The organism is Bradyrhizobium sp. CIR18 (assembly GCF_014198295.1).
GTDB lineage: Bacteria > Pseudomonadota > Alphaproteobacteria > Rhizobiales > Xanthobacteraceae > Bradyrhizobium.
Map to the genome: position 1 here is coordinate 938642 of NZ_JACIHF010000002.1, position 13000 is coordinate 951641.

General features: G+C 65.4%; 8 protein-coding genes and 1 pseudogene. 8 read left to right on the forward strand and 1 reads right to left on the reverse strand.

Translation table 11 applies throughout. The features are described 5' to 3' along the window. Positions 1-29 precede the first annotated feature (29 nt). The 6 genes from flgK (at position 30) to GGD65_RS12925 (ending at position 9056) form a co-directional block, all read left to right on the forward strand. The gene (flgK, locus tag GGD65_RS12900) at positions 30-1913 is read left to right on the forward strand and encodes a flagellar hook-associated protein FlgK (protein ID WP_183235479.1); all 1884 of its coding nucleotides are present in this window, start codon (positions 30-32) and stop codon (positions 1911-1913) included. Positions 1914-1934: 21 nt separating this feature from the next. Then, the gene (locus GGD65_RS12905) at positions 1935-3818 is read left to right on the forward strand and encodes a flagellar protein (RefSeq protein ID WP_183235480.1); all 1884 of its coding nucleotides are present in this window, start codon (positions 1935-1937) and stop codon (positions 3816-3818) included. Between the two features lie 71 nt (positions 3819-3889). Next, the gene (locus tag GGD65_RS12910) at positions 3890-4666 is read left to right on the forward strand and encodes a hypothetical protein (protein ID WP_018317297.1); all 777 of its coding nucleotides are present in this window, start codon (positions 3890-3892) and stop codon (positions 4664-4666) included. Then, complete coding sequence (locus tag GGD65_RS12915; RefSeq protein WP_183235481.1) at positions 4656-6305, forward strand: hypothetical protein; 1650 nt, start codon at positions 4656-4658, stop codon at positions 6303-6305. Before GGD65_RS12910 ends, GGD65_RS12915 begins: the two co-directional genes overlap by 11 nt. A gap of 1 nt (position 6306) precedes the next feature. Next, a complete protein-coding gene (locus GGD65_RS12920) occupies positions 6307-7560 on the forward strand; it encodes a hypothetical protein (protein ID WP_183235482.1) in 1254 nt (417 codons plus the stop codon). Further along, entirely contained in the window at positions 7557-9056 is a 1500-nt protein-coding gene (locus GGD65_RS12925; protein WP_183235483.1) for an aspartate aminotransferase family protein, read from the forward strand. The genes GGD65_RS12920 and GGD65_RS12925 overlap by 4 nt, the downstream gene beginning before the upstream one ends. 69 nt (positions 9057-9125) lie before the next feature. Here GGD65_RS12925 and flbT read toward each other — a convergent pair whose 3' ends face one another. Further along, positions 9126-9563 (reverse strand): flagellar biosynthesis repressor FlbT, encoded by a 438-nt coding sequence (gene flbT / locus GGD65_RS12930; RefSeq protein WP_028144338.1) that lies wholly within the window; start codon positions 9561-9563, stop codon positions 9126-9128. Between the two features lie 322 nt (positions 9564-9885). On the opposite strand from flbT, the gene GGD65_RS12935 reads away from it, so the two are divergent. Next, a complete protein-coding gene (locus tag GGD65_RS12935; RefSeq protein WP_183235484.1) occupies positions 9886-12174 on the forward strand; it encodes a DUF1522 domain-containing protein in 2289 nt (762 codons plus the stop codon). Between the two features lie 362 nt (positions 12175-12536). Then, positions 12537-13000 (forward strand): annotated as a pseudogene (locus GGD65_RS12940) (flagellin); the annotation flags it as partial.

Consider the following 13000-nt stretch of genomic DNA (forward strand, 5'->3'; position numbering starts at 1 on the left):
GCGTAACGTAACCAAAGGCGGCAAGTAACATGGGTTTGAGTTCAGCCCTCGCCAGTGCGATGAGCGGTCTGCGTGCCAACCAGGCCGCGCTCTCGATCGTCTCCTCGAACGTCGCCAATGCGCAGACGCCGGGTTACGTCGTCCAGACCCCGAACCAGATCGAGGTCACCACCGGCGATTTCGGCTCGACGGCGATGACGACCGGCGTCAGCCGGGAGCTCGACACCTATGTGCTGAATCAGCTGCGCACCGAGACCGGCGGCAGCGGCTACGCCGATCAGATGGCCAACATCCTGAAGCAGCTTCAGAATGTCTATGGCACGCCCGGCAACAGCGGCACGCTCGAAACCGCGCTGAACAAGTTCACCACGGCGCTGCAAGCGCTGTCGACCAGCTCGGGCGCCTCATCGGCGCAAACCGTTGCGCTCGGCGCGGCGCAGGCGCTGGCGACGCAGCTCAACGTCACCACCAAGGGCATCCAGTCGCTGCGCTCCAACGTCGAGCAGGATCTCGGCAATTCGGCGCAAGCGGCCAACGTCGCAATGCAGCAGATCGCCGACATCAACACCAAGCTGCAGGGCCTGTCGGCCAACGACCCCTCGGCCGCGACGCTGATGGACCAGCGCGACCAGGCCATCAACACGCTGTCGAAATATGTCGACGTGCGCGTCACCACCGACGGTTCGAACCAGGCCAACATCTACACCACGACGGGCATCCAGCTCGTCGGCGCCGGGCTCGCCTCGCAATTCACCTTTGCTTCCGCCGGCGCGCTGTCGGCCACCTCGCTCTACAACATCGATCCGGCCAAGTCCGGCGTCGGCGCGCTCAACATCGTGCTGCCGAACGGCTCGAAGGTCGACGTCGTCGCCAACAACGTGGTCTCCTCAGGCCAGATCGCGGCCGATCTGAAGCTGCGCGACGAGACGCTGGTGCAGGCGCAGAACCAGATCGACCAGCTCGCCGCCACGATGTCGAGCGCGCTGTCGGACAAGACCACCGCCGGCACCACGGTGTCGGGCCCACCGGCCGGTTTCGACATCGACCTTGCCGGTGCGCTGCCGGGCAACACCGCCACCTTCACCTACACCGACACGGCGACCAACACGAAGCGCCAGGTCACCCTTGTCAACGTCACCGACCCGGCGGCGCTGCCGCTGCAGAACGCGGCCAACGCCAACCCGATGCAGATCGGCGTGAACTTCTCCGGCGGCATGGGCGCGATCGCTTCGGCACTCAACACGGCGCTTTCCACCTCGCATTTGACGTTCTCCGCCGCGCCGTCGCCGGCGACCGCCACGACGCTGCGGATCACGGACGACAACAGCGGCCTCGCCAAGGTCAATTCATCCTCGATAACCAAGACGATCTCGTCGCTGACCTCGGGCAATCCGCAACTGCCGCTGTTCACCGACGGCGGACAGGCGCTCTACACCGGCGCGATCACCGCCTCGGGCTCGCAGATGACCGGCCTTGCCGGACGCATCGCCGTGAACACGCAGCTGGTCTCCGACCCCACCCGGATGTCAGTGTACAACACCTCGCCGGTGACGCCTTCGGGTGACACCGCGCGTTCGGACTATCTCTACTCGCAGCTCACCTCGGCGGTGTTCTCCTATTCGCCAGCGAGCGGTCTCGGCTCGGCGAGCCAGCCCTTCACCGGCAGCGTTTCGAATTATCTGCAGCAGTTCCTGAGCGTCCAGGCCAATTCCGCGACCCAGGCCACCCAGCTGCAGCAGGGCCAGAGCGTCGTGGTCTCGACGCTCCAGGCCAAGTTCGACTCGACCTCCAAGGTCAATCTGGACTCGGAGATGTCGAACCTGATCCAGCTCCAGAATGCCTATGCCGCCAACGCCCACGTCATGTCGGTGGTGCAGAGCATGATGAATACGTTGCTCCAGGCTCAAGTGTAACAAGTAACAGGGCTCTGAAACATGTCGATCAGCAGCATCAACTACTCTTCGTCGATTCTCGGCTCGCAGATCCGCAACATCAATCAGCAGCTCACCGACCTGTCGACGCAGCTCTCGACCGGCAAGCTGTCGCAGAATTATTCCGGGATGGGCACCAACGAGGGCTTTGCGATCGCCGGGCGCGCGCAGCTCTCCAACATCGCCGCCTATACCGACACGATCACCAACGTCAATGTCAGCATCAACCTCGCCAACACGGCGTTGCAGTCGCTGACCAAGATCCGCAGCACGGTGCAGACCGGCGCGGCCAACACCGCGCAGGATCTCAACGTCAACGGCCAGACCATCGCGCAGAACACCGCCGCCGCCCAGTTCGGCTCGATGGTCGGCGTGCTCAACACGCAGACGGGCAACCGCTATCTGTTCTCCGGAACCGCCGTCAATACGCAGTCGGTCGCGGATGCCGGCGACATCATCAACGGCACCACGACGCAGGCGGGGTTCAAGACCGTGATGGCGGAGCGTCAGGCCGCCGACCTCGGCGCCAACGGCATGGGCCGCCTGGTGCAGACGCAGCCGACGCCGAGCTCGATCCAGGTGTCGGAAGACGCCGCCGGATCGCCGTTCGGGCTGAAGCTCAAGGCGGTATCCTCGACCCTGACGGGCGCGACCATCACCGGCCCGAGTGGCTCGCCGGTGTCGTTCTCGGTCGATCTCAACGGCGTCAACCCGAACAATGGCGACAAGCTGAGCGTGCAGTTCACGCTGCCGGACGGCTCGACCGAGCAGATCGATCTGACCGCGTCGACGGCGACGCCAACGCCGCTCGGCAGCTTCGCGATCGACGCCAGCACCCCCGTCAACCCGACCAACACCGCGAACAACCTCAACGCCGCGCTGAACACCGCGATCACGAAGCTCGCCAACACCTCGCTGGTGGCGGCATCCGCGATCGTCGCCGGCGACAATTTCTTCAACACCGCAAGCTCGGCGATCGGCACGCCCGTCAGCAACCAGGCGGCGCCGCTGGCGCCCGTGACCGGCGCGACCGCGCTGTCCGGGGCGAGCCCCTCGGATTCGATCTCGCCGGGCTTCGTCGCCGGCGACACCATCACCGTCAACGGCACCACGCTGACCTTCGTCAGTTCGGGCGCGACCGGCAACCAGCTCAACGTCACCGACAGCATCCAGAATCTGCTCGGCAAGATCGACCAGATCACGGGGACGTCGAAGCCCTCGACGGTCCATGGCGGTTCGATCACGATCAACACCGACGATGCGGCGAGCCTGAACATCACGAGCTCGAATACCGGCGCGCTGGGCTCGCTCGGTTTCAGCGCGACGCCGGTGACCGCCACCCAGCCGCCGCTGCGGGTCGGATCCTCGCCCGCGAGCTCGGCGACGACGCTGGTCAACGGCTCGGCCACCACCGTGGAATGGTATCTTGGCAATGACGGGCCCGGCTCGGCGCGCTCGACCGCGATGGCGCGCGTTGACGATTCCGTCACGGTGCAGTACGGCGCCCAGGCGAACGAGGACGCGATCCGCCGGCAGCTGCAGGCGATCGCGGTGTTCGGGACCTTCTCGACCTCGCCGACCGGGCAGTATTCGGGCGGGCAGGTCGCTGCGCTGAGCCTGCGCACGACCCAGGCGCTGACCCAGCAGCCCGGCCAGCAGCGCATCGAGGACATCCAGACCGACATCGCGATGGCCCAGAACACGATGAAGGACGCGAGCACGCGCCAGACCCAGGCCAAGGCGCAGCTCCAGACCATCATCGACCAGGCGGAATCGGCCTCGCCGGACGAGGTCGCGAGCCAGCTGCTGGCGCTGCAGAACGCGCTCCAGGCGTCCTACCAGGTGACCTCGAACCTCGCGCAGCTCTCGCTCGTCAAGTTCTTGTAAGGATGCGTTAAGGCGCCGTTAACCATGCCTCTTTACCTCTTGGTGAGGATTGGAGCGGGGCGGAGCTGCCGATGTCGGACAGGATGCAACTGGTGGTGGCAACGCCGTGCTTCGGCGGGCAGGTGTCGAGCATCTATGCGAGCTCGATCTTCGCGCTCCAGCGCGCCGTGCACGGCATGTCCAATCTCGAGCTCAAAGTGCTGCTGCGCGACGGCGATGCGCTGATCACCCGCGCGCGGGCCAATCTGGTCGCGATGTTCCTGGACGATCCCAGGGCGACGCATTTCCTGTTCATCGACGCCGATATCGGCTTCAAGCCGGAGCAGGTGTTTCGGCTGATCGAATGCGGCGCGGATGTCGTCGCCGGCTGCTATCCGATCAAGCGGGTCAATTGGGACAAGGCCGCGCGGGCGATCCAGTCGGGCCGCACCGACGTGCCGGCCGCCTCGCTCGACTACGTGCTCGAGATCGAGGATCCCGACCGCATCGTCGTGGTCAACGGTTTCACCCGGGTGCGCTATGCCGGCACCGGCTTCCTGATGATCCGGCGCCAGGCGCTGGAGGCGATGTGCCGCCATCCGGACTATGCGGCGTTGCAGTTCTTCCGTGAGCATTCGCACGACACGCTGGCGGCAAGCCAGAACCGGTTTGCGCTGTTCGAATGCATGATCGATCCGGCGACCGGCACGTATCTGTCCGAGGACTTCGCTTTCTGCAAGCGCTGGACCGATATCGGCGGCGAGATCTGGGCCGACATCCAGAGCTCGCTCGATCACGTCGGGCCGTCGGTGTTCCACGGCGATATCGCCTCGCAATTCGCGCCGGCGGCTGCGGCCGATGCGGCGTGAGCCTTCCGGGATGAGCGCCGGCGCATCCCGTCTGTCAGGTCAGGAGCGCGCCCCCGACGGCGGCTCGCGTTATCGCCTGCGCGATCTCTTCACACCTTTGGACACGCTGCTGGTCTCCGGCGGCGATCCGCGGCTGGCGCTCGACGCCAGGGATCGCGTCAATGGCTATGGCTGCGCGGCTTCGCCGGAGCCGGAGATCTGGAATTTCGCCTCCTCGACCGCATCGACGATCTCGCAAGTGGCTTACGACCGTGCCGCGCTGGCGCGCGAAGAGCTGATGCACAAGTGCCTGTTCGACGAGGTCGAGATCGCCTTCGATGCGCGCTGCGAGGACATGCGGGACGAGCTGCGCGGCCATCTCCAGCTCTCGCCGCGCGTCGACGTCGTGTTCTCGCCCTCCGGCACCGACTCCCAGCTCCACGCCCTGTTCCTGGCGCGCGCGGTGCTCGGGGCGCCGCCGGTGACGATCGTAGTAGGCGCCGACCAGACCGGAAGCGGGACGATCCATACCGCCCGCGGGCACCATTTCAGCTCCATGACGGCGAGCGGCCTTGCGGTTCGCAAGGACGGTGCGGTTGCCGGGCTCGCCGGCGCCAGTCTCGCATTGCCGCTGCTCGCGACTGAGCCCGGGATTGCGATGCGCGCGGACACGGATGCCGCGGTGCTGCGTGCGGTCGAGGCCACGATCGCGCAAGGCGCGCCCGTGCTGCTCCAGATCATGGATGCATCCAAGCTCGGCTGGCGCGCACCGAGCGCGGCCTGTCTCGACGAGATCGCGCGGCGCTGGCCGCGCAAGGTCCAGATCGTCGTCGATGCCTGCCAGGCCCGGCTCGGCCGCCGCCGGCTGCGCTCCTATCTCGACCGCGGCTATATGGTGCTGATGACGGGCTCGAAATTCTTCGGTGGACCTGCCTTCAGCGGCGCGGTGCTGGTGCCGAAGGGCCTCTCGCGGTCGCTCGACCGGGTCGAGGGGATCGCGCCTGGTATCTTCGACTATGCCGGCCGTTGCGATTGGCCGGTGGCTTGGACGGCGCTGCGTTCGCGCTTCGAGCGCCGTCCGAATTTCGGTCAATGGTTGCGCTGGGAAGCGGCGCTGGCCGAGATCGGCCGCTACTACACGGTGCCCGGGGCTTTCCGCGCGGAGATACTCGCCGAGCTCGCCGCCGGCATCGACAGCATGATCGCGCTGTCGCCGTCGCTTCGCCCCGTTCCATCCGCGATCGGGACTGCCGGCGCGGATGATGAGGAATTTGCACAAACCACGATCTTTCCGTTCATCCTGCTGCGCGACGGCAAGCCGGTCTCGATCGCCGAGACCGCCGCCGTTCATCGGGCATTGGCGCGCGACATGAACGAGGCGATCGGCGGCAGTGCGGCGGACCGGCAGGTCGCCGTGCAGCGCTGCCTGATCGGCCAGCCGGTCCGTCTGGAGCGGCAGGACGAGGCACCGCAGGCCGTGCTGCGCCTCTGCGTCGGCGCACGGCTCGTGACCGAGGCCTGGTCGCCCGACATCGCGCAGGCGCAACGCAACGTGCAGCAAATTCTCGATCGCATCGCCCACGTCCTGGTAAAGATCGAGCTGCTGCTCGACCGTGGCGCGGTCGCGGCCGTGCCGGTAAACTCCGCGTTCGAGGTGTGAGATGCAGCATCCGGTTTCCGCGCCGCTCCGCATGACCGCGGCGAACTACGCCGATCGCATCGGCTTTTCGCAACTGACGCGCCAGGCCTTCGAAGGTGTCGACCTGCATCCGTTGCGCGACCAGCTGCTGGCGCGGATCGCGGCGGGGACCGCACTGGCAGGCGAAGGACTGGATCTGTCGTTGATCACCCAGCTACTCGGCGACAAGGATCAGGGGCTTGCGATCCAGTCGGAGGTGCTGAGCTTCCACCAATTGTTTCGCACGCCGAGCGCGGCTCCGAAGCCGGGCTCGCGCGTACTCGCGCTTGCAGCCGACATCGACATGGGCGGCAACACGCCGATCGATTTCCTGCTCGAAGGCTCCGACATCGAGCTGTTGACGCTCTACGTTGTCAAGGGCGTCGGTCTGCCGGAGAATTTGCCCGAGCACGACGTCGCCATCGTGGTCGCCTCCGATTCCGAGGAATGCCGCGAGGCGCTCGCCTCGATCGAGCAGGCCGCGCCGCACTGGCCGCGGCCGCTGCTCAATCGTCCCGATCGCATCGGCAACCTCGATCGCGACAAGCTGCATCGGCTACTGGCCGGCGTGCCGGGTCTCGATATTCCCGCGACCATTCACGCGACGCGCGCGCAATTGTCAGATCTTTCGCGAGGGCAGATCGCCTGCCGGGACATCGCGGGTGAATTGCGCTTTCCGATGATCGCGCGGCCGCGTGGCTCTCATGCCGGCGTCGGACTCGCCAAGCTCGACGATGCGGCCGCGCTCGCAGCCTATCTTGCCGAGCGTAATGAGCAGGATTTTTTCGTCGCGCGCTTCGTCGACTATGTGAACCCCGACGGGCTCTACCGCAAATATCGTCTCGCGATGGTCGACGGCAAACCTTACGCCTGCCACATGGCGATCGCCGACCGCTGGGACATCTGGTATCTCAACGCCTACATGGCGTTCAGCGAGGAGAAGCGGGCAGAAGAAGCGATCTTCATGCGCGACTTCGATCACGCCTTCGCCGCGCGCCACGGACGCGCGCTCAAGGAGATGAGCAGGCGTGTCGGCCTCGATTATTTCATCGTCGATTGCGCCGAGAACCAGGACGGCGAGCTCCTGGTGTTCGAGGCCGACAACACCGCTGTCGTGCACAACATGGATTCGCCGGCCGTGTTTCCCTACAAGCCGCCACAGATGCGCAAGATCTTTGCGGCGTTCTCGGTGATGCTGTCGCGGCATGCAAGAGCAGGCGAGGGGAGTGCAGCATGAACGAGATCATCCGCAGCGCGCAAAGCTCCGTCGCGCACGCCTCGCTCGACCCGCAGGACTGGAGCGAATTTCGCGCGCTCGCCCATCGCATGCTCGACGATGCGATCGACGGCATCGCCAACGTCCGGGCGCGCCCGGTCTGGCAGCCGATTCCCGATGCGACCCGCGCGGCCTTCAAGGCCGACGTGCCGCGCGAGGCGAGCGACCTCGCCGAGGTCTATCGCGAATTCGCCGAGCACGTCGCGCCGTATGCGACCGGCAACGTCCATCCCGGCTTCATGGGCTGGGTGCATGGCGGCGGCACCGCGGTCGGCATGGTCGCGGACATGCTCGCGGCCGGCCTCAACGCCAATCTCGGCGGACGCGACCACATGCCGATCGAGGTCGAGCGCCAGATCGTCGACTGGATGCGCCGCCTGTTCGCGTTCCCGGACAGTGCGAGCGGCATCTTCGTCACGGGCACGTCGATGGCCAATCTGATGGCGGTGCTGGTGGCGCGCACGGCTGCGCTCGGCACGCTGGCGCGGCAATACGGCATCGGCAATGACGGTGCGGCGCTGACGGCCTATACGTCGCAGGCCGCGCATGGCTGCGTCTCCAGGGCGATGGACATCGCCGGGCTCGGCACCGATGCGCTGCGCAAGGTCGGCGTCGATGCCGATCATCGCATCGACGTAGCCGCGCTGCGTGCGCAAATCACTGTTGATCGCGAGGTCGGCTTCAAGCCGTTCCTGGTCGTTGCGTCTGCCGGCACGGTCGACATTGGTGCGATCGACGACCTCAAGGCGATCGCGGAGCTGTGCCGCGAGGAGGGCATCTGGTTTCACGTCGACGGCGCTTTCGGCGCGCTCGCGATCTTCTCGCCCGAGCTCGCGCCGCTGCTCGGCGGCATTGAGCTCGCCGATTCCATTGCGCTCGACTTCCACAAATGGGGGCAAGTGCCTTACGACGCCGGATTTCTCCTGGTGCGCGATGGCGAGCGGCATCGGCAGGCCTTCGTACAGCCCGCGGCCTATCTGCGCCGCGAGGCGAGGGGGCTTGCGGCGGGCGCGATCTGGCCCTGCGATCTCGGTCCCGATCTGTCGCGCGGCTTCCGTGCGCTGAAGACGTGGTTCACGCTGAAGACATTCGGTACCGATCGGCTCGGTGCGACGATTACGAGAAGCTGCGCGCTGGCAAGATATCTGGAGGCCCGCGTAATGGCCGAACCGCGGCTGGAATTGCTGGCGCCGGTCAACCTCAACATCGTCTGCTTCCGCTATCGTGCCGATGATGCGGTTAATCGCGAGATTGTCGCCGACATCCAGGAGTCCGGAATAGCAGCTCCCTCGAGCACGACGCTGGACGGCAGGTTTGCGATCCGCGCCGCGATCGTCAATCATCGCACCGAGGAGGCGGACATCGACGCGCTGGTCGAGGCCGTGCTGGAGTTCGGCAGCCGGCGGTTCGCCGACGGAATGATCGAGGTCGAGGCACCGCCGCTCGCGGCGCAATAGCACTGGTGCATGGCTGAAACGACAACGGCCCCGGAGACGATCCGGGGCCGTTGTCGTTTGCGTCGATGGTCAGGCGGCGGAGCTCACGTCCTTGGCCGCTTCCGTCTGGGGATGGGTGGCCTCGAATTGGCTCCGCAGCTTCTCTTCATAGGCGATCAGCTTGCGGGCATCCTTCAGCGCCCGGTAGAGGTCGCCGTTCAGGATGTTGTTGTTGATGCCCTCGATGATCGGCCAGGCGCTCGGCACCGCGGTGACGATATCGCGCACCAGGTTGAAATAGGTGCCGTGCTGGCTCTGCGGATCCGGCGAGATGTACATGAGCTGGACCGCCAGATAGACGAGCTTCGCCGGCGAATCCGCGGTCTCCGGCGTGAGGATGTCGCGCTCGCGCAGGATCGGCACGTTGTCGCCGTCGATCAGGAGGCGCGCACGCTGGTCCGTGTTGGTAATCACGCAGTTGCCGACGATGATGCGTTCGTGCGGTCTGAGCTCGACCTTGAGGGCCATTGCCTGTTCTCCATCAACGCTTTCGTAACCGAGCGCTCGTTGCGGCCTATTAAGACGTGATTCTCGCTCGGAATTAGTTAACGAGCTGTAAATTCCAGCCGTTCACGCGGGAAACCGCAATATTTTCAAGGTCGTACCCTTGCGGCTGCGCGGCGATCTTGCGCGGCGTCCCCGGCCGAATCACGCGAAACCCGGCAAAGGCACGGATTTCATTTCATGTTTCGTTAGAGGTCTCGGCGCCACGGTCCGCCGGTCGCTGGGTCACTCTCGATCCAAGCAGACGAGTAACAGTTGCGTCGTTTACCAGAAAGGTAACAGAGTTATGTCAGGCATCGTCCTCTCCGCGTCGGTTCGCCAGAACCTCCTCTCCCTTCAGTCCACTGCTGATCTTCTCGCCACCACGCAGAACCGTCTGTCGACCGGCAAGAGCGTCAATTCGGCCCTGGACAATCCCACCAACTTCTTCACCGCCCAGTCGCTCGACAACCGCGCCAGCGACATCAACAACCTGCTCGATGGCATCGCCAACGGCGTGCAGGTGCTGCAGGCTGCCAACACCGGCATCACTTCGCTGCAGAAGCTGATCGACTCTGCCAAGTCGATCGCCAACCAGGCGCTGCAGACCACGGTCGGCTACTCCACCAAGTCGAACGTCTCCGCCACCATCTCCGGTGCGACCGCCGCCGACCTCCGCGGCACGACGAGCTTCGCCAGCGCCACCGCATCCAGCAACGTGCTCTATAGCGGCGCGGCGGGCGGCACCACGGCGGCGACCGGCACCACGACGCTCGGCGCCAGCATCGGCGTCTTCGCGAGCACTGGCGCAACGACCGGCGCCGGCGGTACCACGACCCTGGAAGGCACCATCACCCTGATCGCCACCAACGGCACGAGCGCCAGCGGCCTGGCCGGCAACGCCCAGCCCGCCGACGGCGACACCCTGACCGTGAACGGCAAGACCATCACCTTCCGCAGCGGCGTCGCGCCGGCGGCGACCGGTGTCCCCTCCGGTTCGGGCGTCAGCGGCCATCTCGTCACCGACGGCAGCGGCAATACCACCGTCTATCTCGGTAGCACCGGCACGCCTGCGACGCTTGCAACCGTCGACGATCTGTTGAGCGCGATCGATCTGGCCAGCGGCGTCAAGACAGTTGCCATCAGCTCGGGTGCTGCGACGATCGCCACGAGCGTCGGCCAGACCGCCTCGACCGTTGCCGGCGGCGCCGTCACGCTGAGGAGCTCGACAGGCGCGGATCTGAGCGTCACCGGCAAGGCCGACCTGCTCAAGGCCCTCGCCCTGACGACGTCCGTGGGCGGCGGCAACGCCACGGTCAACGTCAACCGGACCACGAGCTCGGCCTCGCTCGGTGCGACCATCGCGGACGGTTCGACGCTGAACGTCGACGGCCACGTCATCACCTTCAAGAACGCGCCGGTCCCGGGCTCGACCGGTGCTCCGAGCGTTCCGAGCGGTTATGGTGCGAGCGGCAACGTCCTCACCGACGGCAACGGCAACTCGACGGTCTACCTGCAGGCCGGCACGGTCAACGACGTCTTGAAGGCGATCGACCTTGCCACCGGCGTGCAGACCGCGACGATCAATGCCAACGGCACCGCGACGCTTGCGACCGCCACCGGCCAGACCAACTCGTCGATCAACGCTTCCGGCGCGCTGAAGCTCTCGACCGGCGTCAATGCCGATCTGTCGATCACCGGCACCGGCAACGCGCTGAACGTGCTTGGTCTTGCCGGCAACACCGGCACCTCGACAGCGTTCACCGCGGCTCGTACCTCCGGCATCGGCGGCATCAGCGGCAAGACCTTGACCTTCTCCTCCTTCAACGGCGGCACGGCGGTTGACGTCACCTTCGGCGACGGCACCAACGGCACGGTCAAGACGCTCGATCAGCTCAACACGAAGCTTCAGGCCAACAACCTGACGGCGACGATCGACGCCAACGGCCTGCTGACGGTCTCCACCACCAACGACTATGCGTCCTCGACCATCGGTTCGAGCGCCGCAGGTGGTGCGATCGGCGGCACGCTGACCTCGTCGCTGACGTTCTCGACGGCTTCCAGCCCCGTCCAGGACACCGTTGCCCAGACCTCGCGTGCGAACCTGGTCTCTCAGTACAACAACATCCTGAACCAGATCGACACGACCGCGCAGGACTCCTCGTTCAACGGCGTCAACCTGTTGAACGGCGACCAGCTCAAGCTGGTGTTCGACGAGACCGGCAAGTCGAACCTGAGCATCACCGGCGTGACCTACAACTCCAAGGGTCTGGGCCTCGCTGCCCTGACCAGCGGCGTCGACTTCATCGACAACTCCGCGACCAACAAGGTGCTGGCGAACCTGAACGCGGCGTCGAGCACGCTGCGCTCGGAAGCCTCGAGCCTCGGTTCGAACCTCTCGGTGGTGCAGGTTCGTCAGGACTTCAACAAGAGCCTGATCAACGTGCTGCAGACCGGTTCGTCCAACCTGACGCTGGCCGACACCAACACCGAAGCGGCCAACAGCCAGGCGCTGTCGACCCGCCAGTCGATCGCGGTCTCCGCGCTGTCGCTGGCCAACCAGTCGCAGCAGAGCGTGCTGCAGCTGCTCCGCTAAGTCGCGGACGACATCGCAAGCAAGATCCGGCGGCGGGGCTTCGGCCCCGCCGCTTTCTTTTTTGCGCCGGCATCAGGTGCCGCATAACGAACCGGGAATGATGCATTCGAATGCAGCCAATTGCTCACTCTGAGTTATGGTTGACAAGTGGCAAATGGCTCGTCGCTGCACCAAAAAGCGTCATCCTATCATGACGATATGGGGGGAGCGGATCAGGCTCCGAACGCGCGTATGGTGAATCCGCGCAAGGACTGGTGCGACACGCTTCATGCTTTGTTAGCCGTCTGCGTTCACCGTCCCGGCATCGATTAATCCTAATCGAAGTTTGTTTGTTGCGTTGCGTACCAGAAGGGTAACACTCAATGTCCGGTATCGTCCTCTCTTCGTCGGTTCGTCAGAACCTACTCTCCCTCCAGTCCACCGCTGATCTTCTCGCCACCACACAGAGCCGTCTGTCGACCGGCAAGAGCGTCAATTCGGCCCTGGACAATCCCACCAACTTCTTCACGGCACAGTCGCTCGACAACCGCGCCAGCGACATCAACAATCTGCTCGATGGCATCGCCAACGGCGTGCAGGTGCTGCAGGCTGCCAACACCGGCATCACCTCGCTGCAGAAGCTGATCGACAGCGCCAAGTCGATCGCCAACCAGGCGCTGCAGACCACGGTGGGTTACTCCACCAAGTCCAACGTCTCGACCACCATCTCCGGTGCGACCGCCGCCGACCTGCGCGGCACGACGAGCTTCGCCAGCGCCACCGCATCCAGCAACGTGCTCTATAGCGGCGCGGCGGGCGGCACCACGGCGGCGACCGGCACCACGAC

What these genes read in the sequence shown, in the direction of transcription:
- GGD65_RS12935 (WP_183235484.1), top strand. Translation starts at nt 9,886, where the DNA reads ATGTCAGGCATCGTCCTCTCCGCGTCGGTTCGCCAGAACCTCCTCTCC.
- GGD65_RS12910 (WP_018317297.1), top strand. Translation starts at nt 3,890, where the DNA reads ATGTCGGACAGGATGCAACTGGTGGTGGCAACGCCGTGCTTCGGCGGG.
- flgK (WP_183235479.1), top strand. Translation starts at nt 30, where the DNA reads ATGGGTTTGAGTTCAGCCCTCGCCAGTGCGATGAGCGGTCTGCGTGCC.
- flbT (WP_028144338.1), bottom strand. Translation starts at nt 9,563, where the DNA reads ATGGCCCTCAAGGTCGAGCTCAGACCGCACGAACGCATCATCGTCGGC.
- GGD65_RS12915 (WP_183235481.1), top strand. Translation starts at nt 4,656, where the DNA reads ATGCGGCGTGAGCCTTCCGGGATGAGCGCCGGCGCATCCCGTCTGTCA.
- GGD65_RS12920 (WP_183235482.1), top strand. Translation starts at nt 6,307, where the DNA reads ATGCAGCATCCGGTTTCCGCGCCGCTCCGCATGACCGCGGCGAACTAC.
- GGD65_RS12925 (WP_183235483.1), top strand. Translation starts at nt 7,557, where the DNA reads ATGAACGAGATCATCCGCAGCGCGCAAAGCTCCGTCGCGCACGCCTCG.
- GGD65_RS12905 (WP_183235480.1), top strand. Translation starts at nt 1,935, where the DNA reads ATGTCGATCAGCAGCATCAACTACTCTTCGTCGATTCTCGGCTCGCAG.